Below are 19,837 nucleotides of genomic sequence, written 5' to 3' on the forward strand. Positions count from 1 at the left end.
CTCTGGCCTCAAGCGTATATCATGCGCATATCAACCCAAGATTGAGTGTTTTTCAGCCTCTCTGACCCTTCCAACGCCGGGCGCAGCCCGCAGCCGGAGAACTTGCTCCATGAACACCCAGACCACGCTTCCTGGTGCCCAGCAGGCCGCCCCTGGTGCCCAGGCGGCCACCCGCCCCGATGCCGCGGCCATCGAGGCCTGGCTCGTCGATTATCTGGCCGACCGCCTTGGCCGCGATCGCTCCGAGATCCGCCGGACCGAACGCTTCGAGCGCATGGGCGTCGATTCGCTCGCCGTGGTCTCGATGACCGGGGAACTGGAAGAGTGGCTCGGCCGCAAGGTGGAGCCCACGCTCGCCTACGATCACCCCACCGTCCAGGATCTTGCAGCCGCCCTTGCCGGCTGAGGCCGTGCCCCGACCGGAGTTCGCGCCATGTCACCTGATACCAACCAGATCCATCCCACCAGCCCTGCCGGCGGCCACCCCGGCACGTCGTCGGACGCGCTGCGCTCGCATTACGACATCGGGACCGACTTCTTCGGTCTGTGGCTCGACCCGTCGCTGACCTATTCCTGCGCCCTGTACGAGGCCGGCGACACCGATGATCCGGCGGGCTTCCTGGCTGCCCAGACCCGCAAGCTGGATTTCCATATCGATCAGGCCCATGCCGCCGGTGCGGCGCGGGTGCTGGATATCGGCTGCGGCTGGGGCTCGATGATGCGGCGCCTGGCTGAACGCGGCGCAGGCCACGTCACCGGCATGACCATGACCGAAGCCCATCGCACCCATGTCGAGAGTTTCGGCGATCCGCGCCTTGAGGTCGCCCTCACCCCCTGGGCGGGGTTCGAGCCCGAAGCGCCCTATGACGCCATCGTGTCGCTGGAAGCCTTCGAACACTTCGCCCGGCTCGATTCGACCGAGGCGGAGAAGAAGGCCGGCTATCGCGCCTTCTTCGAACGCGCCCATTCCTGGCTGAAGCCCGGCGGGCGGATGTCGATCCAGACGATCGTCTACGGCCGGGCGACCAAGGCCGATTTCAGCGCCTTCTGCGCCGCCGAAGTCTTCCCGGACAGCGACCTGCCGCGCCTGCACGAGATCATGGAAGGCTGCGACCGCCTGTTCGAGGTGGAGCGCCTGCGGTGTGACCGCCAGATGTATGTCCGCACCTTCCAGAGCTGGCTCGACGGGCTTCGGGCCAATCGCGCGGCGGCCGAGGCCATCGTCGGTCCCGCCGTGGTCGATCGGTTCGAGAAGTATTGCGGCGTGTTCATGATCGGTTTCCACACCGGCGCCATGAACCTGGCCCGCATCGGCTTCCGCAAGGCAGGCTGAGCGAAGGGGGGCGTCGATGACCACCGATACCACCGCCACCACCCTGGTCCATCGCCTTGAAGACCTGGCCCGCAACCGCGGCGACGCGCTGGCCTATGTCTTCCTGGCCGATGGCGAGCGCGAACAGGCCCGGATCGACTATGCCGGGCTGAATGCCCGCGCCCGGGCGATCGCCCGCGGCCTGCTGGCGGTGGCGGAACCGGGAGACCGGGCCCTGCTGCTGCATCAGCCGGGCATGGGGTTCATCGAGGCCTTTTTCGGCTGTCTGGTCGCCGGTCTGGTGGCGGTGCCGGCCTATCCGCCGCGCCGCAACCAGTCGCTCGACCGGCTGGGCGCCATCGTTTCGGGCTGCGGTGCCCGGGTGATCCTGATCGCCGGTGACCAGCGCGCCCAGCTGGAACCGCGCCTTGCCGAGGCCGGCGCCGAGGGGGCCGGCGCGATCGCCGCTGCCCGGATCCTGGCGACCGACGAGATGGCAACCCGGGCCGAAGACCTGTTACCGCATGCGCCCGCCGTCGGCCCCGACGATCTCGCCTTCCTGCAATACACCTCGGGCTCGACCGGCGACCCCAAGGGCGTGATGGTCAGCCACGGCGCGCTTGCGGCCAATCAGCGGCTGATCCGCCGCGCCATGGGCCATGGGCCCGAGACGGTGTTCGCCGGCTGGCTGCCGCTCTATCACGATATGGGGCTGGTCGGGAATCTGCTCCAGCCGCTCTGGCTGGGCATTCCGTCGGTGCTGATGGCGCCCGCCGCCTTCCTGCAGAAGCCGATGCGCTGGCTGCGGGCGATTTCCGACTGGAAGGCCACCACCGCCGGCAGCCCCGATTTCGGCTACGACCTGTGCGTGCGCCGCTTCCGCCCCGATCTCTGCGAGGGGCTGGACCTGTCGTCCTGGACCGTCGCCTATAACGGCGCCGAGCCGGTCCGGGCCGAGACGCTGGAGCGTTTCGCCCGCACCTTCGCGCCCTATGGCTTTCGCGCCGAGGCCTTTTATCCCTGCTACGGCATGGCCGAGACCACGCTGATGATCTCGGGCGGCAGCCAGGGCATTGCACCGCCGGTCATCGATGTGGACGGCGGCGCGCTCGATCTGGGCCGGGTGGTGCCGCCGGTTCCGGACGCCATCATCCCGCCTCGCCGGCTGGTCGGCTGCGGCCGGCCCGGCGAAGGACTGGCGGTGGCGATCGCCGACCCGGAAACCGGCCGCCCGCTGCCCGAAGGCCGGATCGGCGAAATCCTGGTCACGGGCACGAGTCTGGCCCGCGGCTACTGGCAGCGCCCCGAGCTGACGGAAGACGTGTTCGGTGCCCGCCTGCCCGGCGACGATCGCCGCTGGCTGCGCACCGGCGATCTCGGCTGCCGGATCGACGGCGAGCTTTACGTCACCGGCCGGATCAAGGAGCTGATCATCATCCGCGGCCGCAACCACTATCCGCAGGACGTCGAAACCGCAATCACCGCCGCCTGCCCCGATCTTGCCGCCGGGGCCGCGGCTGCGGTCTCGGTCGACGGCCCCCATGGCGAGATGGTGGTGGCGATGATCGAGGCCGAGCGCGAACGCATGCGTCGGCTGGACGGGCCCGAGATCTTCGCCGATGCGGTGGAGGCGGTGGCAGCCGCCCTGGAACTGCGCCTGGACCGGCTGGTGATCCTGAGGCCGAACACCATCCTCAGAACCTCGTCGGGCAAGATCCGGCGCCGCGAGATGCGCGCCCGGCTGCTGGCCGGCATGCTCGATCCGCTCTGGGACAGCGCGGTACGCGAACCCGCCCGTCAGCCCGAAGCCGCGGAGGCATGACGGATGGAACCCGCCTGGTCGGCCCAGGAAGAACTGCGCATCTTCCGCCATGCCGTACGCGGCTTCCTGGCCACGGAATTCGTCCCCCGGCTGGGCGCCTGGCGTGCGCAGGGCATCGTCGACCGCGAAGCCTGGACGGCAGCGGGAAGCATGGGCCTGCTTTTGACCGAGCACGACCCGGATCTGGGCGGCGGCGGCGGCAGTTTCGCAACCGAGGCGATCGTCTACGAGGAGCTGGCGCGGATCGGCGACACATCCTTCTGCAAGGGCGTGCATGAATGCTGCGCCGGCTATATCCGCGCCTATGGCACACCAGAACAGCGGCGCCGCTGGCTGCCCGATCTCGCTGCCGGCCGGCGGATCGGGGCCATCGCGATGACCGAGCCCGGCAACGGATCGGACCTGAAGGCCGTGCGCACCACCGCCCTGCCGCATGGCGACCATTACCTGGTCTCCGGCTCCAAAACCTTCATTTCCAACGGGGCTTCGGCCGATCTGATCCTGCTGGTGGCGACCGTCGATCCGACGGCAGGCGCAAAGGGCATCACCCTGCTGGTGCTGGAAACCGACGACCTGCCCGGTTTCCGCCGCGGCCGGCGGCTTGCGAAGATGGGCCAGTGCGGCCAGGACACCGCGGAACTGTTCTTCGACGAGATGATCGTACCGGCCGCCAACCGGCTGGGGGCGACGGATGGTATGGGCTTCGGCCAGTTGATGTCGCAGCTGGCCTATGAGCGGCTGATCATCGCCGTGCAGGCGGTGACCTTCGCCGAGCGTGCCCTTGCGCTTGCCGTGGACCACGCCATGACCCGCGAGACCTTCGGCCGGCCGCTGATCGACCATCAGGCGCTGCGCTTCACCCTGGCCGATGCCCGCACCGAAGCCCATACCGGCCGGGTGCTGGTCGATGACTGCATCACCCGCATCATTCAGGGCCGGCTGGATGCCGAAACCGCGGCCATGGCGAAGCTCTGGACCACCGAGATGCAGGGCCGGGTGGTCGATGCCTGCCTGCAGGTCTTCGGCGGGGCGGGCTATATGGCCGAACACCCGCTGGCGCAGATGTATGTCGATGCCCGCGCCCAGCGGATCTATGCCGGCTCCAACGAGGTGATGAAGGAAATCGTCGCCCGCGGCCTGGCTGCGCTCAAAGGATCCCCGCAATGACCGACACCCGGCCGCTCGATGCCGCGCGCACGGCAGAAGCCCGCGCGCTTTATGATCACCTGACCGGCAATGGCAGCCGGTTCCTGCGGGTGGGGGAATTGCTGACCGCAGGGGCGGAAGCGGCCCCCGGGCTGCTGCCCGATGTCGCAACGCTCGCGGCCGAAGCCGCCCGCCCGCTGTCGGCCAAGACCGGTGTCGAGATGGCCCAGGCGCTGTTCCTGCAGGCAATCTTCGCCGATCAGCCCCGCGGCCTGCATCTTTGCCATGCGATGCTGCTGCCCCGCCCCGAAGCCGCCGCCAATGCCGCGCGGCTTGCCCGCGACGGGGTGCTGGATCTGGGGCTGGTCCGGGTGGAACGGCGCGGCCGGCTGCTGGTGGTGGAAAACCGCAATGCCGGCCGGCTGAATGCCGAGGACGTGCCCACCATCGACGCGCTGGAACATGCGGTCGATGCCGCGCTGCTGGACGAAGAGAGCACCGCCTGCATCCTGCGCGGCGGCGTGGTCGACCATCCCCGCTATGCCGGCCGACGGCTGGCCGGGGCCGGGCTGAACCTGACCGATCTCTACGAAGGCCGCGTGCCCTATGTGATGTATATCGAGCGCGAGATGGGCTGGGTGGCCAAGGTCTTCCGCGGCCTGGCGGCCCCGGACCGCCTGCCCGACGAACTGGCGGAAACGCGCGAGAAGGCCTGGATCGGGGTGATCGACGGCTTCGCCATCGGCGCCGCCACCCAGGCGCTGCTGGTCTGCGATGCGGTGGTGGCCGAAGCCGGCAGCTGGTTCAACGTGCCCGCCCGCAAGGAAGGGCTGGTGCCGGGCTGCACCAATCTGCGCCTGCCCCGGATCATGGGCGACCGGCTGGCCCGCCAGATCATCATGAACGGTCGCACCATCCGGGTCGACGAGCCCGAAGCCCGGCTGCTGATCGACCGCGTGGCCGAACCCGACGGGCTGGAGACGGCGATCGACGAGGTGGCGGCCGATCTGGTCGATGGCGGCGTGGTCTCGATCGCCGGCAACCGCCGCGCCTTCCGGGTGGCCCAGGAACCGCTGGACCTGTTCCGCGCCTATCTTGCGACCTATACCCGCGAGGTGGCGGTCTGCCATCTGAGCCCGGCGCTGGTCGCCAATCTGGAACGGCACTGGACCGGGCGGAAGGCGCGCGGCTGAGCGCTTCAGGCGGTCGCGACCCAGCCCCGCCAGGTGAAGGCGGCGAAGAACGGGCTGACGTCGCGGAAGCCACCCTCCTCCAGAATCGTCGCGTCGGTGGCAGGATCGAAGGTCATCAGGCTGCGGCGCACCGCGTCCCGGGCGCCGTTGGTCTGTTCGACATCCGCACCCATCGACACCGCATAGGCGGCATAGCGCGACAGCCAGAGATCGCGTTCCGCCGCCCCTTGCGGAAAACTGGAATGGGCGGCGACGAACGGCGCGCCCGGCACCAGGCGGCGGTGGATCTCCGCCACCGTCCGCCGGCGTTCGGCCGCCTCCAGGAAATGCAGGGTCAGCAGGCAGGTTGCGGCATCGAACGGCCCCCGGGGCGCATCGTCGATATAGCCGTCAACCAGATCGACCCGTTCGGCCAGCGGCCCCAATGTGCGGCGGGCAAGCGCCAGCATCTCGCGCGAGGGATCCACACCGGTGAACCGCCAGCCGGGCCGCGCCTCGGCCATGGCCTTCAGTTCCAGCCCACCCCCGGCCCCCAGCACCAGGATCCGGGCATCGGCCGGCACCCGTTCGGCCAGCAGCAGCCAGGTCATGCGGTGCAGCGCCTCCAGCCCCGGCACGAAGCGTCGCGGACCGTCGGCATAGCCGGCCACGGCCTCGGGGTTGCAGAAATGGCTGACGAGATCGGCCGTGCCGCCATCGGCAGGGGTGTCCGACATGAGATGCAGTCCTCCGGATCCTGATTCGTAACTTACGATGATACGAATATGGATGAAGGTCAACGGCGGGGGATCGCGCGGGGCCGGCGGTCGGGTCAGACCGCCTCGGCCGGGGTGTCGAACAGGAAACAGCCGGTGATGCGATGATCGCCCGCGACCACTTCCAGCGTGTAGACCGCCATCACCACCCCGCCCTCGCGGGTCTGGAGCATTGCCCGCTGGACGAAGCGGCCATCGGCGAGACGCCAGGCGGGGCCGTAATCCACCTGCACCGGCCGGATCACGGCCGGATAGGCATGGCGCACCATGCGCAGGAAGCGGTCGGGCGTGCCGAACCGGGCCTGGATGGCGGGCGCCGCCATGGCGAAGGCGCCGGCGGCATCATCGCGGGCCAGCGCCGCAAGCTGGCGGTCGATGGCCGCGATCACCGCGGCCCGCTCTGTCGCATCGGCGACGACGGCTTCAGGCGCCGCGGTCCGGGCCGGATGATCGGCCCGCGGATGATCGGCCGCAACCACCACCAGCGCCGCGCCGATCATCAGCGATGCCGCAATCTTGATCCACCCCCGGCCCATAGCCGGCAAGCCTTGCTGACGGGACATCTGCGGGCCTCCCCCTGCCGTCGCACGCGCACCCCATGCTGATGACATGGGGTGGCGCGGGGGAAGATCCAGGGTGATCAGGCGGTTGCCAGGCGCGGCCGGCGCAGGCCCAGGAGCTGAAGCTCGGCCAGCACCGCCACCACCACCGCCTGACCGATGACCAGGGCGTAGCCGAGGCTGGTGGGGTCCACCCAGCCGAAGATCAGGAGGGCGATGCTGTCGACCACCCAGAGCAGGTTGACGATGGCGAGCGTCCGGACCGCCAAGCGGGGCAGCGGGTCGCGGGCGGCGATGAGCAGAATGCCGCCGGCGATGACGATCAGGACCATGGCGGTACCGGTCAGCAGGCCGCGGGGCAGGCCGGTGAGATCCGAGACGAGGCCACCGGCGATCAGGAACAGGGCGGCCATGCCCAGCCCGCTCAGGGCATCGAGCCAGAGCACGCGGCGCAGCAGGGTCGGGGTGATGGTCATGACGGGTCTCCTTCGCAGAGCGGTGCCGGACGGGCCCCTTGCCCGCCGTCCTGCCCCCATCAGACACCGGCGATACGCGCCCGGCGATTATGCCGGAGGTAATGACCAGGATGACGTCATGCCTGCCGTCATCATGCTTTCATCGATGCGGCCGCATCATGACCGGCGACGAAACCGGAAACGCTCCCCATATATTGTCGTCCCACCCGAGGCCGCAGCTCTTGCGGCCACCTTCGGAACGGACAGGAAAACATGACCGATGCCGAACTTCACGGCTGCCTCGACTTTATCCGTCAGACCGAAAAGCTGAAGGACGTCCTGCGCAATTCCTACACCGCCTCCGGCCGTCACGAGAGCACTGCCGAACACAGCTGGCGTCTGGCGCTGATGGCGATGGTGTTCGGCCCGGATCTGGGCCAGGTCGACCTGCTGCGCGTGCTGAAGCTCTGCCTGATCCATGATCTGGGCGAGGCGATCGGCGGTGATGTGCCGGCCATCCACCAGACCGGCGGCCCGGACAAGGCGGCACAGGAACGCGCCGATCTGATCACGCTTCTGGAACCGCTGGATGCCGCGCGCCGCGCCGACTTCCTGGCGCTCTGGGATGAATACGAGGCGGCCGCCACACCTGAGGCCCGGCTGGTCAAGGCGCTCGACAAGATGGAAACCATCATCCAGCACAATCAGGGCACCACGGCCCCCGATTTCGACCATGGCTTCAACCTGGATTACGGCCGCCGCTATGCCGACGGCCATCCGCTGCTCGCCCGGCTGCGCCGTCTGGTCGATGCCGACACCCGCGCCCGGATGGCGGAGGCGGCCCCGCCGCCCCGACGCACCGGTTCGGACGGTTGATCCGCCGCAGCCTCAACCGGGCATGATCTGATCGACCATGGCCAGCAGTTCATCGCGCCCGGCGCCGTCGCGGGCCTGGATCGACATGCCCTGGATGACGGCACCATAGAGCCGGGCCAGCGCCTCGGCATCCGTCCCCGCAGGCCAGTCGCCGGCAGCGATGCCGCGGCGGATGCAGGCGGCAATGGCGGCAAGGGTATCGCGGCGCAGCCGGGCGGTCTCCGCCGCCACCGCGTCATGCTCGGGCGCGCAGGTGATCAGGGCGGTGGAGATCAGGCAGCCGGCAGGACAGGCGGGATCGGTGAAGGCGATCGCCGTCTCGCGCAGCAGTCGCCGGATCGCCGCCCGGGCGTCGGGCTCTTCCTCCAGCGCGCGGAGCGTGAACACCCCCGGCCCGGCCCGATAGGCGCGCATCACCTCGCGGTACAGCTCTTCCTTCGACCCGAAGGCGGCGTAGAGGCTGGGCGGGGTGATGCCCATCGCCTGGGTCAGGTCGGCGACCGACGTACCCTCATATCCCCGGTCCCAGAACAGGCGCATGGCCTTGGCCAGCGCCGCATCACGATCGAAACTGCGCGGGCGGCCACGGCCCTGACGCGGGGCCGGCGATGGGGGTGGCGATATTTCCATAGCGATCGATATATATTTCTGTTGCACGAGGGGAAGCGTCCGCTCATTAATATAGCGACTGCTATCTAAATGGAGAAGCGCCATGCGCAACCTGTCCTCCGCCGCATCCCTCGCGGCGGTCACGCTCCCCCTCGCCCTGATGCCGGCCGCGGCCGACGACAAGACTCTCGGGGCACGGATCGACCGGGTGATCGACATGGCGATCGCCGAAGGCCGGATCGCCGGTGCCGTGATCCTGGTCGCCGAGGACGGCCGGCTGATCCATCGCCGTGCCGCCGGCCATCTGGATCGCGAGGCGGGCCTGCCGATGCGCGAGGATGCCATCTTCCGCTTCGCCTCGGTCAGCAAGCCCTTCGTGGCGGCGGCGGCCCTGGCGCTGGTCGATGACGGGGTTCTGGACCTCGATGCGCCGGTCACCCGCCACCTGCCCGATTTCCGGCCGGCAACCGCCGACGGCGACCGGCCGGTGATCACGCTGCGCCAGCTGTTGAGCCATACCGCCGGGCTCGATTACGGCTTTTTCCAGCCCGCCGACGGCCCCTATGCCCGGGCGGGCATCTCGGACGGCATGGACGATCGCCCCGGCCTGACCCTGGCCCAAAACCTGCGCCGGCTGGCCCTGGTGCCGCTGCGCAACCGGCCGGGTGCGGCCTGGCATTACTCGCTGGCGATCGATGTCGCCGGCGGGCTGATCGAGGCCGCGACCGGCCGCGCGCTGCCGGCTGTGGTGCGGGAGAAGGTGACCGCACCGCTCGGCCTTGAAGACACCGGCTTCATCGTCGCCGATACCGCACGGCTGGCGGTGCCCTATGTCGATGGCCCCGAAGGCGGGGTCCCGCGGCGGATGGCAGCTGCCGAAGCGGTGCCCTTCGGCGGCAGCGCCGTGCATTACGCGCCGGCAAGGATCCTGGATCCGGATGCCTGGCCGTCGGGCGGGGCCGGCATGGCGGGGACCGCCGCCGATATCCTGGCGCTGCTGGAAGCGATCCGTACCGGCGGCGGCGGGGTGTTGAGCCCGGACATGGCGGCGGCCTTCGTCCGCCCGGCAACCGGCGATCTGCCGCTCGACGTTTCAGGCCCCGGCTGGGCCTTCGGGCTGGGTGCCTCGGTGCTGACCGATCCCGCCCTGGCGGGCAGCCCGCAGAGCCCGGGCACATGGGCCTGGGGTGGTGCCTATGGCCATTCCTGGTTCGTCGATCCCGCCCGCAGACTGAGCGTGGTGGCGATGACCAACACCGCCCTCGCCGGCATGACCGGGGCCTTCCCGGATGCCCTGCGCGATGCGATCTATGCCGGGTGAGCGGTGCCGGCCACGGGCCAGAGGGCCGCGACGGTCCGCGTCACGATGGCCGGCACGGTGTCGCCGGGTGCGATCGCCAGCCGGCCGTCGATGATCAGCATCGACAGGCCATGGACCAGAGCCCAGCGCGCCCGCCCGAGATCGGGGTCGATGTCGGGGCCGGCCCCCATGGCATGGGCGGCCTCGGCATCCGCGGCGATCCGCTGCTTCTGCGCCGGATTGAGCGGCCCCACCATCAACCGGAACAGGCCAGGATTTGCGCAGGCAAAGCCGACATAGGCCAGTGCCTGTGCCAATGACCGCGACCTGGGATCAACCCCCTGTTCCGTCGCGGCTTTCAACGCCGCCCCCAGCTCGCGAAACCCTTCGGCGGCCAGTTCGGCGAGCAGGGCCTCGCGGTTCTCGACATGGCGGTAAGGCGCCATGGCCGAGACGCCGGCCTGGCGCGCCACCTCGCGCAGGGACAGCCGGTCATGGCCTTCCGCCTCGATCAGACGACGCGCAGCCGCGATCAGCACCGGCTTGAGATCACGGTGATGGTAGCCGTCGGACGGGTGTGAAGCCTCCGTCTCGCCCATTGACGTCATCCTCTTCCGCCTTAATGTTTACAGTGTAAACATATGAGGGGCGGCCAGTCCAGCCGCCGGCGCAAGGCAGGGTCAAGGGGTCTGAAGGGTCATGATCGTCGTCCACCATCTGAACAATTCGCGCTCGCAGCGCGTGCTCTGGCTGCTGGAGGAGCTGGGGCTCGACTACGAGATCCGGCGCTATGAGCGCGACCCGGCCACAATGGAGGCGCCGGCAAGCCTGAAGGCGGTGCATCCGCTGGGCAAATCGCCGGTCATCACCGACGGCGACGTCACCGTGGCCGAAACCGGCGCCATCGTCGACTACATCCTGGAGCAGTACGGCAACGGCCGCCTGGTTCCGGCCGCCGGCACGCCGGAACGGCTGCGCTGGCGCTATTGGATGCACTATGCCGAAGGCTCGGCAATGCCGCTGCTGGTGATGAAGCTGGTGCTGATGCGCGCCCCCGATCGCACGCCGGCGCTGATCCGGCCGCTGGCGCGCAAGATCACCGGCGCGATCAATGCCGGCTTCGTCGACCCCAGGCTCAACACCAACCTCGCCTTCTGGGAGGCGGAGCTTGGCCGCGGCCCCTGGTTCGCGGGTGCAGAATTCACCACCGCCGACATCATGATGAGCTTCCCGGCCGAGGTATCCGCGCAGCGGATCGAGGGCGCCCGCAATGCCACCCGGGTGCAGGATTTCGTGAAGCGGATTCATGCCCGCCCGGCCTACCGCCGCGCCCTGGAGCGCGGCGGCGCCTATGCCTACGCCGACTGACACCCGCCCAGAACCACGACGGCGGCCATGAAGCCCCCGCTCCCGCACGTCCCCGTGCGGGAGCAAGCCGCCATTGAGGCGGCGGCCAAGGGCGCGGCAGCGCCCGCCCGGCGAGGGCCAAACAGACTCCCGCCATTGAGGCGGCGGCCAAGGGCGCGGCAGCGCCCGCCCGGCGAGGGTCAAACAGAACCCCGCCATTGAGGCGGCGGCCAAGGGGGGCGGAAGCACCCCGCCCGGCGAGGGTCAAACAGACTCCCGCCATTGCGGCGGCGACCAAGGGGGGCGGAAGCACTCCGCCCGGCGAAGGCCAGACAGACTACTCCATCCAGGCGAGGTCGGTGATCGGTGCCGGTGCGCCTTCCACCGGGCGGACCGGCGTGGCCTTGCCGGTGGCCAGATCCAGCTTGTGGATCATCCCGCCATTCACCATCCAGCCGGCCTCGCCCCCCATATCGGTCGAGACGATGTTGAAGGCGATGGGCGTATCGACGGTGATGCCCAGCCGGCCGATCGCGGTCAGCACGCCGTCATTCGGCGGCGCCTGCTTCACCAGGGCGCCGATCGTGGCGTCGATATCGTAAAGCGCGGTGGCTTCGGCCTTCCGGCCGGTGCGCGAATTGGTATAGGCGCCGGCCACGATGTTCGGGGTCTCGCCCTTGTGCATATCGGCATAGGCGAGCCGGCCATCGATCACCGCCTTGCCGTCATCGACATTCACCCTGAGATTGGTGCCGTCGGGCGTGATCACCCGCAACCGGTCGGCAGCCGGATTGAAATCGACCGTCACACCATGGCTGGCCGACAGCTTCTCCGACAGGGTCGCCCGCGCCGTCGCCATGCCGGTATCGGGATCGATGGTGACGATCCGGCCGTCGTTTGCCAGGCCGTAAAGCTTGCCGTCGGCCGGCCGGACATCGATGCCCACCAGGCCGGGTACCCCCGAAATCCGGACCGTGTCGGTCACCTTGCCGGTATCCGGGTCGATCTGCACCAGGCTGCTGTCGCCCGCCAGCCCGACCAGCGTGCCGGCAGAGGCGGTGGTCATGCCCGGCATCATCGCCAGCATCGGCAGGGCGAGAACCGCCGCGGCGGCGGCACGGGCGGAACCGGTCTTCAGGTGTTGGAAGCGTGTCATGGTCGGCGTCTCCCTCTCAATACGGGGCGGCGTCGGCGGGACGATCACGTCCCGATCCACCCATCAGGGAAACAACGCACCGACCGGCACCACTGGATGCACACCCCCGGGATTTTTTTGAGCCGGCGCTCCAGCAGGGCGAAATCCCCGGAACCATCGGCCTGCAAGCTGCAGCCCGACAGGTCGTTGGACATTCTGCAATGCGTTATTTCAAACGTTCAATTGACTCTCGCGAAACTTTCCCCTACACAGGACCTGCGCTTACGAAAGGATCGGTCAGGAAACCCGGCAGACACTGTCGGAAACAGCCGATCTTCGTTGAACGCCCTGATGACTGGCAATCCGGCGGCGCAGGCTGCGTCTCCCCGGCAGATCCGCCGCCGTTGCTCATCCGTCACCGGTCCCCCTCCTCTCCCCCATGAGTGAGCGGTGGCGGATGTAGTCTCGGACGCCCGGCCCTGGTGGCCCGGGCGTCCTTTTTTTTGGGGGGAGAGGAGTCTGTTTGGCCCTCGCCGGGCGGGCGCTGCCGCGCCCTTGGCCGCCGCCTCAATGGCGGCTTGCTCCCGCACGGGGACGTGCGGGAGCGGAGCCTGTACGGCTGACATCGAGCCTCTGGCCGGGCGGGGCGCTGCCGCGCCCTTGGCCGCCGCCTCAATGGCGGGAGCCTGTTTGGCCCTCGCCGGGCGGGCGCTACCGCGCCCTTGGCCGCCGCCTCAATGGCGGCTTACTCCCGCACGGGGACGTGCGGGAGCGGAGCCTGTACGGCTGACATCGAGCCTCTGGCCGGGCGGGGTGCTTCCGCACCCCTTGGCCGCCGCCTCAATGGCGGGAGCCTGTTTGGCCCTCGCCGGGCGGGCGCTGCCGCGCCCTTGGCCGCCGCCTCAATGGCGGGAGCCTGTTTGGCCCTCGCCGGGCGGGCGCTGCCGCGCCCTTGGCCGCCGCCTCAATGGCGGCTTGCTCCCGCACGGGGCCGTGCGGGAGCGGAGCCTGTATGGCTGAGATCGGGCCTCTGATCAGTCAGCGGATGGGGGCGGTCAGGCCTGAGATGCGGATGGGGCTGCCGGGTTCGGGGCCGAAGCTGGCATGGATCAGGCTGGGGCGGCCCATGTCTTCGCCCTGCACCACCTCGATCGCCCCCTCTTCCAGCCAGCGGATGTCGCGCAGATAGCCGGCCAGCGCCGCCGCGGCGGCGCCGGTCGCCGGGTCCTCGTAGACCCCGCCGATCGCGAAGGGGTTGCGGGTATGGAAGCGGGTGCGGCTTTCTGCGGTCACGAACAGGAAGGTGGCAAGCGACTGTTCCGCCTGAAGTGCCGCGCCACGGGCAAAGGCGTAGCCCAGCTGCGACAGACGTCGGCGGTCCTTCAGCGCCACCACCAGATGGTTGGCGCCGGCATGGATCAGCCGCACCGGCAGATGCGGATCCAGATCCCCCTCGCCCAGCCCGAATTCAGCCAGAACGCGCGCGACGTAATCCGCCGGCGGCAGCCGGGTCCAGGTCGGCGGCGAGGTCAGCGCCGCAGCCCAGCCATCGCCATCGGGAATGGCCTCGACCGTGATCCGGCCGGCATTCAGGGTAAGATTATAGACCCCGGCCCCTGTCCGCGCACCAAGAGCGGCCCCGAGAGCGATGGTCGCATGACCGCAGAACGGCACCTCCTGGCGGGGTGCGAAATAGCGCACCCGCCAGCTGCCGGCCGTGCCGGATCGCGACAGATCCGGCCCAGGCAGATCAGGCACGGCAAAGGCGGTTTCGGAATAGCCGACCGCCCTGGCCACGGCCAGCATCTCCGCCTCGGACGGCCAGCTGTCGGCGAAGACCACCCCGGCCGGATTGCCGCCATCGGCATCCGTGGTGTCAGAGGTGAAGGCCGCGATCTTCAACACGGTGTCGGGGATCATGGGGGCATCGCTCCGGTTGCAGCTGCGTGGAGGATGACCGTATGATGGTGACACTTGGCGCTCAATCCCTATAGTGTCACGGTACACTTTCGCCCGGAAGGCAGGACACGCATGCGTCGCGGCTCGGACTGGACACCCCGCCTTGCGGCGGGCGACGGGTCGCTGGCCGACCGGCTGGCCTCGGCACTTGCCGACGACATCGCCCGCGGCCGCATCGCCCCCGGCGACCGGCTGCCGGCCCATCGCGATCTGGCCTGGCGGCTGGACATCGGCCTCGGCACCGTCACCCGCGCCTATGCGCTGCTGGAACGGCGCGGGCTGGTGGTGCCGGAACGCGGCCGCGGCATGTTCGTGGCAGTGCCGCCCGCCCCACCACCGGGGCCGGTGGATCTTTGCGTCAACACGCCGCCCCGCACCCTCGACACCCAGGCACTCCGCGCATCGCTGGCCCGGCTGGCGACACGGATCGACATGACCGGCTTCGGCAGCTACACGCCATCGGCCGGCACGCCGCAGCATCGGGCGATGATGGCCCGCTGGCTGGCCCGTGACCGCGTGGACCTGCCGCCGTCGCGGCTGATGCTGGCCTCGGGCGCCCAGCATGCCCTGGCGGTGGCGATCGCCACGGTCACCGGCGGCCGGCCGGGCACGATCCTGACCGAAAGCCTGACCTATCCCGGCATCATCACCATCGCCCGCCATGCCGGCCACCGGCTGCAACCGGTTATGATCGACGACCAGGGCATGTGCCCCGAGGCGCTGGACCGCGCCCTTCATACGGCAATGCGGGATGGACACCCCGGACAGCGGCTGATCTACGTCACCCCCACCCTGCACAACCCCACTGCCGCCAGCATGGGCCGGGCGCGGCGCGAGGCGATCGTCGGCGTCGCCACGGCCCATGACGCGGTGATCGTGGAAGACGACGTCTATGGCGTGTTCGCCGGCAGCGACATGCCGCCGCTCGCCGCCCTCGCGCCCGATCGCTGCCTCTATGTCTCGGGCCTGTCGAAGAGCCTCAGCCCGGGGCTGCGCATCGGCGCCCTGGCGGTGCCGCCCGCCTTCCTGGAAGCCGCGGCCGATGCCCTTGCCGCCAGCGCGACCATGGCCCCGCCGCTCGGCTGCCTGCTGATGGAAAGCTGGCTGGAAGACGGAACCGCAGAGGCTGTGGAGCAGGCGGTACGGGCCGAAAGCCGCGACCGCACCGCCCTCGCCCGGCAGCTGCTCGGCCACCATGTCCCTCCACGAGAGACACCCGGCTTCCACATCTGGCTGCCGATGCCGCGCCCGGCGGCCGAAGCCCTGGCCATGGCCGCCGCCGCCCGGGGCATCCGGGTCACCCCGCCCTCGGCACCGGTGGTCGATGATCGCCCGGGCGCCCCTGCGGGCCTGCGCCTCTGCCTGGGCGGACCGTCGCGCGACGCCCTGACGACGGCGCTGGGCAGCATCGCCGACATCCTGAACCGGCTGCCCGACGAGACGGCGGACCGGATTGCCGTCTGATCTGCCCACCCGTCGGCTTCGCAGGCGGGTCAGCTCGGCAGAGAGACCGGATCAGCAGGCAGATGGGGGCGCCGGCAGGTGGTGATCGCGCGATAATCCTTGCGCGGTCCCCGCACCCGGATGTCAGTGGAAAAGGCCTGCGGCAGGTCCAGCCGGATGATCGCCTGGTAAAGATCGGCGCCGCAGAGATGGCTGTCGGCCGCCTGCAGGCCGCCCGCTTCATCGGCCGCGAAATCCAGCGTCACGAAACGGGCGCCAGAGGTGGCGCCGTCGGCGAAATCGATCGCGATCCGGCCGTCATCCAGCAGCCGCCAGGTATAGGCCCGGAAGACGTCGAGCCGGCGGCCGTCCGGCAGGTCCAGAACCCCGGTCTCGCGATACCGCCAGACGGTGCTGTCGGCTCCGGGGGTGAACACCGCCTCGCCACTCATCCGCCCCTGGCCGGGGATGTCGCGCGACAGCCGCCACACCCCGGACAGGCCTGCAAAGGCCGCCGCCACATCCGCCGTCGCCACCACCCGTCTCAGTCTCCCGGCCCCTGCCCCAACAATTCCTGACCGAACAGCACCGCCACCTCGGCCAGGGTGCCGAGCGCGATGTCGGGCCGGGCATGCCGGCCGCTCAGCCGATATTGCGCCGGAAGCACCGGCCCGTGCCAGAGGAAGCGGCCGAGCGCAGTGCCGTCATGGAGCAGATCGGGCATCACCCCCAGCTTTTCCGCCAGCACGTCGCACATGGCGGGATAGTCGGCATGGGGGAATTGCGGCCGCGGCCGGGCATCGCGGATCGCGCGCTCCGCGGCAACGGCGCGCTCCAGATCGAGCGAATCGGGCCGGGGCAGCTTCCCGGCCAGCACCGCCGCCGCCCAGCGGGCCTGAAGCTCCATGACCCCGAAATAGGGGCCGCGATACATGCCGACGAAGGCAAGATCGGGCACGCCCTGCGGAAAGACGCAATGGCCGAGCAGAACCGGCTGCAACCGGTCCTGGGGGTCGTGACCGATCGCCTCCAGGATGCCGGGGGCGAGCATGGCGAGCGACGGCCGATAGCCGGTGGCGCAGATCAGCACGTCGAAGGGACTCTCGCGCCCGCCGTCGCGGAGCGTCAGAGTGGCGAGGTCGAAATCAGCCGCCCGCGCCAGCTCCAGCCGGCCGGATCGCACCGCCGTCGGCAGGGCGTCGGAGATCACCATCGGTGCCGTCAGATCATCATGCCGCACGTCGAGCAGCGGGTGCAGCCGCCGCTGGTCTCCGGCGATGCCGTCGAGCCAGGACCAGCGCTCCCGCCCGGCGGTCGCCGCATCCAGCGCGGCCAGACGGCGGGCACGGGCGCGGGAATTGATCACCAGATCCATCGGCAGACGCAGGCGGATGCGGTCGTCGCCGCCATCGGTCGCCACCAGCCCGGTTTCGGGCAGCACCGGCACCGCGCGCGGCACATACCAGGCCGGCCGGCGCATCAGCATCACCGTGCGCTCCGCCACCCCGGCGATCTCGGCGGCGATGTCGGCCCCGGAAAAGGCGCTGCCCAGCACCGCCACCCGCCGGCCGGTGAAAGCCGCCGGGTCGCGATAGCCGGCGGCGTGCAGCACCGGCCCGCCGATGGCGAGTCTCTCGGGCATCAGGGCCTCGGCGAACACGCCCGAGGCCACGATTACCGCATCGGTATCGTGGGTCTCGATCCGCCCGCCGGCCTCCACCATCAGGCGGAAGCCGGGATGGCGCGGGATCACCGCCATCACCCGATGGCCGGGGCGGATCGCTTCATCCAGGCCGAAGCGGGCGGCATAGCCGGCGAGATAGGCGGCAACCCGCCGGCCCTCGGGGAACAGCGGCGTGTCCCGGCCATGGGGATGGTCGGAAAAGACGCAGCTGTAGCGTGAGAGATTGGTTCTGAGGCTGTTCCAGACCAGGCCGGGCTCGGTCCATAAACCGCCCGGCCGGTCCTTGGCCTCGAAGGCGACCGCTTCCAGCCCCTCTTCGCGCGCCGATTTGAGCGCGACAAGACCCGCGGGCCCCGCCCCGATGATCGCGACCCTGCGTGCCAACTGCCCGTCCCTCATCCCTCGGTCGATATCACGTCCGGAACGCAATGCCAGAAATCGGACACGCCGATCCTGAAGCGCGATCATCCATAAATGATCATAAACCAGACGTAACCAAAGATGCGAGAGCCGAGGGAAGGGAAAGTTCAGCCGATACGCGCCAGGATCTGGTCCTCGGCCACCGTGTCGCCCTCCGCCACCAGGATTTCGGTGACGGTGCCGTCCACCGGTGCGTTGACCGGGATCTCCATTTTCATCGATTCCAGGATCAGGATCGGATCGTCGGCCGCGACCCGGCCGCCGGCCGGCACCTCGATCTTCCACACCTTGCCGGCGATCTCGCTGCGGATCACTGTGTCGGCCATGGCACGTCTCCTCGTTTCTTCTGGGGGATGCCCCGGGGGATGTTCTTCTCAGGCGGCTGGCGACCGGACGCCAGGATCTCCGGCGTCAGCCCGGTATGAACCCGGCCGGCGCGGAAGGCCGGATGGCCGATGGCACGGCGCAGGAAGGGGATGTTGGTCTTGATGCCCTCGACGACGAAGCCGGCAAGCGCCCCGTCCAGCCGGTCCAGCGCCTCGTCGCGGGTGGCGCCGCGCGCAATCACCTTGGCGACCAGCGGATCATAGAAGGGGGTGACACGCCCGCCCTCGCGATAGCCGGTATAGACCCGCACGGCCTCGGCCACCGGGGTCTTGAAGCGGGAGAGCCGGCCGGCCGAGGGCAGGAATCGCACCGGATCTTCGGCATAGATGCGCGCCTGCACCGCATGGCCGCGTACCTCCGGCCGGCGGGGCAGAACCTGGTCCAGCGGCTCCCCCAGCGCCAGGCGGATCTGGGCGGCGACGATATCGGTGCCGGTCACCTCTTCGGTCACGGCATGTTCCACCTGCAACCGCGTGTTGACCTCCAGGAAGGCGAAGCCGGCCCCCTCCTCCCACAGCATCTCGACCGTGCCCAGATTGTCATAGCCGAGGCTGCCCAGCATGCCGGCGATCCTGTCGCCCAGCGCCGTGACCTCGGCGCGGTCGAGCCCGGGGGCCGGCGCTTCCTCGATCACCTTCTGGTGGCGGCGCTGAAGCGAACAGTCCCGTTCCGACAGGCAGACGGCCCCGCCCCGGCCATCGGCCAGGATCTGGAACTCCACATGGCGCGGCCGCTCCATCAGCCGCTCCAGATAGATCTCGGCCGAGCCGAAGCTGCGCGCGGCCATGGTCCGCGCCCGCTCCAGCGCCTTGTCGAGTTCCGCCGCATCGTGCGCCGCCAGCATGCCGATGCCGCCACCGCCCTGTGCGGGCTTGACCAGCACCGGATAGCCGATCGCCGCGGCCGCCGCCCGTGCTTCCGCCGCATCGGGGCCCAGAAGACCGCTGCTCGCCCCCATCGGCATGCCCTGTCCGGCCATCAGGCGGCGGGCCTCGGTCTTGTGGCCCATCGCCTCCAGCCAGCGGGCATCGGGGCCGATGAAGCAGAGCCCGGCCGCGCGCACCGCGCTTGCGAAAGCGGGGTTTTCCGAGAGAAAGCCATAGCCCGGATGCACCGCGGTGGCGCCGGTGGCCGCCGCCGCTTCCAGCAGTTTCGGGATCGACAGATAACTGTCGGCCGGCGCCTCGCCGCCCAGCGCATGGACATCATCGGCAAGATCCAGCCAGGCCCCCTCGGCATCGGCATCGGAATGAACCACCGCCACGCCCAGCTCCAGGCGCCGGCAGCTTTCGATGACGCGCGGCACCACCGCGCCCCGATTGGCGATCAGGACCTTTGCAGACATGGGCGTTTCCCCGGCAGATTATTTTAAACGTTTGTTTGCCTTGAAAGGCTAGCCCATGCCCCGGGGGGAGACAAGCGCCATCCCCATCC

At 69.7% G+C, this 19,837-nt stretch carries 20 protein-coding genes; 9 read left to right on the forward strand and 11 right to left on the reverse strand.

Features of this window, described 5'->3' with window-relative positions:
• Positions 1-109: 109 nt before the first annotated feature.
• Genes P7L68_RS20950 through P7L68_RS20970 form a run of 5 tightly spaced genes read left to right on the forward strand, consistent with a single transcriptional unit; the run spans position 110 to position 5,473 of the window.
• Positions 110-406, forward strand: a complete 297-nt coding sequence (locus P7L68_RS20950) for an acyl carrier protein (RefSeq protein ID WP_372001350.1) — start codon at positions 110-112, stop codon at positions 404-406.
• Positions 407-433: 27 nt separating this feature from the next.
• Positions 434-1,333 (forward strand): class I SAM-dependent methyltransferase, encoded by a 900-nt coding sequence (locus P7L68_RS20955; RefSeq protein WP_372001352.1) that lies wholly within the window; start codon positions 434-436, stop codon positions 1,331-1,333.
• A gap of 16 nt (positions 1,334-1,349) precedes the next feature.
• Complete coding sequence (locus tag P7L68_RS20960) at positions 1,350-3,134, forward strand: fatty acyl-AMP ligase (RefSeq protein ID WP_372001354.1); 1,785 nt, start codon at positions 1,350-1,352, stop codon at positions 3,132-3,134.
• Between the two features lie 3 nt (positions 3,135-3,137).
• Positions 3,138-4,301: an acyl-CoA dehydrogenase family protein gene (locus tag P7L68_RS20965; protein ID WP_372001355.1), complete on the forward strand. Its 1,164-nt coding sequence runs from the start codon at positions 3,138-3,140 to the stop codon at positions 4,299-4,301.
• The gene (locus P7L68_RS20970; protein ID WP_372001356.1) at positions 4,298-5,473 is read left to right on the forward strand and encodes an enoyl-CoA hydratase/isomerase family protein; all 1,176 of its coding nucleotides are present in this window, start codon (positions 4,298-4,300) and stop codon (positions 5,471-5,473) included. Before P7L68_RS20965 ends, P7L68_RS20970 begins: the two co-directional genes overlap by 4 nt.
• Positions 5,474-5,478: 5 nt before the next feature.
• On the opposite strand, the gene P7L68_RS20975 is transcribed toward P7L68_RS20970, so the two are convergent.
• The 3 genes from P7L68_RS20975 to P7L68_RS20985 all read right to left on the reverse strand — a co-directional run bounded on the left by P7L68_RS20975 (position 5,479) and on the right by P7L68_RS20985 (position 7,264).
• On the reverse strand, positions 5,479-6,189 hold the full coding sequence (locus tag P7L68_RS20975) for a class I SAM-dependent methyltransferase (RefSeq protein WP_372001358.1): 711 nt from the start codon (positions 6,187-6,189) through the stop codon (positions 5,479-5,481).
• 95 nt (positions 6,190-6,284) lie between these two features.
• Positions 6,285-6,791, reverse strand: a complete 507-nt coding sequence (locus tag P7L68_RS20980; protein WP_372001360.1) for a DUF4864 domain-containing protein — start codon at positions 6,789-6,791, stop codon at positions 6,285-6,287.
• 77 nt (positions 6,792-6,868) lie between these two features.
• A complete protein-coding gene (locus P7L68_RS20985) occupies positions 6,869-7,264 on the reverse strand; it encodes a hypothetical protein (RefSeq protein ID WP_372001361.1) in 396 nt (131 codons plus the stop codon).
• Positions 7,265-7,516: 252 nt separating this feature from the next.
• Here P7L68_RS20985 and P7L68_RS20990 point away from each other — a divergent pair, with 252 nt between their 5' ends.
• A complete protein-coding gene (locus tag P7L68_RS20990) occupies positions 7,517-8,119 on the forward strand; it encodes an HD family hydrolase (RefSeq protein WP_372001362.1) in 603 nt (200 codons plus the stop codon).
• A gap of 12 nt (positions 8,120-8,131) precedes the next feature.
• Here the strand turns inward: P7L68_RS20990 and P7L68_RS20995 are convergent, their stop codons facing one another.
• The gene (locus P7L68_RS20995) at positions 8,132-8,749 is read right to left on the reverse strand and encodes a TetR/AcrR family transcriptional regulator (RefSeq protein WP_372006904.1); all 618 of its coding nucleotides are present in this window, start codon (positions 8,747-8,749) and stop codon (positions 8,132-8,134) included.
• 82 nt (positions 8,750-8,831) lie between these two features.
• On the opposite strand from P7L68_RS20995, the gene P7L68_RS21000 reads away from it, so the two are divergent.
• The gene (locus P7L68_RS21000) at positions 8,832-10,049 is read left to right on the forward strand and encodes a serine hydrolase domain-containing protein (protein ID WP_372001363.1); all 1,218 of its coding nucleotides are present in this window, start codon (positions 8,832-8,834) and stop codon (positions 10,047-10,049) included.
• Here the strand turns inward: P7L68_RS21000 and P7L68_RS21005 are convergent.
• The gene (locus tag P7L68_RS21005) at positions 10,037-10,627 is read right to left on the reverse strand and encodes a TetR/AcrR family transcriptional regulator (protein ID WP_372001364.1); all 591 of its coding nucleotides are present in this window, start codon (positions 10,625-10,627) and stop codon (positions 10,037-10,039) included. The genes P7L68_RS21000 and P7L68_RS21005 overlap by 13 nt on opposite strands.
• Positions 10,628-10,727: 100 nt before the next feature.
• Here P7L68_RS21005 and P7L68_RS21010 point away from each other — a divergent pair, with 100 nt between their 5' ends.
• Positions 10,728-11,396, forward strand: coding sequence for a glutathione S-transferase family protein (locus tag P7L68_RS21010; RefSeq protein ID WP_372001366.1), 669 nt, complete (start codon positions 10,728-10,730; stop codon positions 11,394-11,396).
• Between the two features lie 316 nt (positions 11,397-11,712).
• Here the strand turns inward: P7L68_RS21010 and P7L68_RS21015 are convergent, their stop codons facing one another.
• A complete protein-coding gene (locus tag P7L68_RS21015) occupies positions 11,713-12,531 on the reverse strand; it encodes a DUF4394 domain-containing protein (protein WP_372001367.1) in 819 nt (272 codons plus the stop codon).
• A 1,017-nt stretch (positions 12,532-13,548) separates the two neighbouring features.
• On the reverse strand, positions 13,549-14,430 hold the full coding sequence (locus tag P7L68_RS21020) for a PhzF family phenazine biosynthesis protein (protein ID WP_372001369.1): 882 nt from the start codon (positions 14,428-14,430) through the stop codon (positions 13,549-13,551).
• Between the two features lie 111 nt (positions 14,431-14,541).
• Here P7L68_RS21020 and P7L68_RS21025 point away from each other — a divergent pair, with 111 nt between their 5' ends.
• A complete protein-coding gene (locus P7L68_RS21025; RefSeq protein WP_372001371.1) occupies positions 14,542-15,933 on the forward strand; it encodes a PLP-dependent aminotransferase family protein in 1,392 nt (463 codons plus the stop codon).
• A 29-nt stretch (positions 15,934-15,962) separates the two neighbouring features.
• On the opposite strand, the gene P7L68_RS21030 is transcribed toward P7L68_RS21025, so the two are convergent.
• From P7L68_RS21030 to P7L68_RS21045, 4 genes are all read right to left on the reverse strand, one after another.
• Entirely contained in the window at positions 15,963-16,451 is a 489-nt protein-coding gene (locus tag P7L68_RS21030) for a DUF6314 family protein (protein WP_372001373.1), read from the reverse strand.
• Between the two features lie 5 nt (positions 16,452-16,456).
• Positions 16,457-17,980: a flavin-containing monooxygenase gene (locus P7L68_RS21035; protein WP_372001375.1), complete on the reverse strand. Its 1,524-nt coding sequence runs from the start codon at positions 17,978-17,980 to the stop codon at positions 16,457-16,459.
• A 143-nt stretch (positions 17,981-18,123) separates the two neighbouring features.
• Entirely contained in the window at positions 18,124-18,342 is a 219-nt protein-coding gene (locus P7L68_RS21040; RefSeq protein WP_372001377.1) for an acetyl-CoA carboxylase biotin carboxyl carrier protein subunit, read from the reverse strand.
• Positions 18,327-19,748, reverse strand: a complete 1,422-nt coding sequence (locus tag P7L68_RS21045) for an acetyl/propionyl/methylcrotonyl-CoA carboxylase subunit alpha (protein WP_372001381.1) — start codon at positions 19,746-19,748, stop codon at positions 18,327-18,329. The genes P7L68_RS21040 and P7L68_RS21045 overlap by 16 nt, the downstream gene beginning before the upstream one ends.
• Positions 19,749-19,837 lie beyond the last annotated feature (89 nt).

Origin of the sequence: Tistrella mobilis, from assembly GCF_041468085.1 — a bacterium.
Lineage (GTDB): Bacteria > Pseudomonadota > Alphaproteobacteria > Tistrellales > Tistrellaceae > Tistrella > Tistrella mobilis_A.

Excerpts from the sequence above, each read along its gene's own strand:
- P7L68_RS21045 (WP_372001381.1), bottom strand. The coding sequence starts at position 19,748 with ATGTCTGCAAAGGTCCTGATCGCCAATCGGGGCGCGGTGGTGCCGCGC.
- P7L68_RS21020 (WP_372001369.1), bottom strand. The coding sequence starts at position 14,430 with ATGATCCCCGACACCGTGTTGAAGATCGCGGCCTTCACCTCTGACACC.
- P7L68_RS20980 (WP_372001360.1), bottom strand. The coding sequence starts at position 6,791 with ATGTCCCGTCAGCAAGGCTTGCCGGCTATGGGCCGGGGGTGGATCAAG.
- P7L68_RS20975 (WP_372001358.1), bottom strand. The coding sequence starts at position 6,189 with ATGTCGGACACCCCTGCCGATGGCGGCACGGCCGATCTCGTCAGCCAT.
- P7L68_RS20970 (WP_372001356.1), top strand. The coding sequence starts at position 4,298 with ATGACCGACACCCGGCCGCTCGATGCCGCGCGCACGGCAGAAGCCCGC.
- P7L68_RS20950 (WP_372001350.1), top strand. The coding sequence starts at position 110 with ATGAACACCCAGACCACGCTTCCTGGTGCCCAGCAGGCCGCCCCTGGT.
- P7L68_RS21025 (WP_372001371.1), top strand. The coding sequence starts at position 14,542 with ATGCGTCGCGGCTCGGACTGGACACCCCGCCTTGCGGCGGGCGACGGG.
- P7L68_RS20960 (WP_372001354.1), top strand. The coding sequence starts at position 1,350 with ATGACCACCGATACCACCGCCACCACCCTGGTCCATCGCCTTGAAGAC.
- P7L68_RS21000 (WP_372001363.1), top strand. The coding sequence starts at position 8,832 with ATGCGCAACCTGTCCTCCGCCGCATCCCTCGCGGCGGTCACGCTCCCC.
- P7L68_RS21010 (WP_372001366.1), top strand. The coding sequence starts at position 10,728 with ATGATCGTCGTCCACCATCTGAACAATTCGCGCTCGCAGCGCGTGCTC.
- P7L68_RS20985 (WP_372001361.1), bottom strand. The coding sequence starts at position 7,264 with ATGACCATCACCCCGACCCTGCTGCGCCGCGTGCTCTGGCTCGATGCC.
- P7L68_RS21015 (WP_372001367.1), bottom strand. The coding sequence starts at position 12,531 with ATGACACGCTTCCAACACCTGAAGACCGGTTCCGCCCGTGCCGCCGCC.
- P7L68_RS21040 (WP_372001377.1), bottom strand. The coding sequence starts at position 18,342 with ATGGCCGACACAGTGATCCGCAGCGAGATCGCCGGCAAGGTGTGGAAG.
- P7L68_RS20995 (WP_372006904.1), bottom strand. The coding sequence starts at position 8,749 with ATGGAAATATCGCCACCCCCATCGCCGGCCCCGCGTCAGGGCCGTGGC.
- P7L68_RS20965 (WP_372001355.1), top strand. The coding sequence starts at position 3,138 with ATGGAACCCGCCTGGTCGGCCCAGGAAGAACTGCGCATCTTCCGCCAT.
- P7L68_RS21005 (WP_372001364.1), bottom strand. The coding sequence starts at position 10,627 with ATGGGCGAGACGGAGGCTTCACACCCGTCCGACGGCTACCATCACCGT.
- P7L68_RS20990 (WP_372001362.1), top strand. The coding sequence starts at position 7,517 with ATGACCGATGCCGAACTTCACGGCTGCCTCGACTTTATCCGTCAGACC.
- P7L68_RS20955 (WP_372001352.1), top strand. The coding sequence starts at position 434 with ATGTCACCTGATACCAACCAGATCCATCCCACCAGCCCTGCCGGCGGC.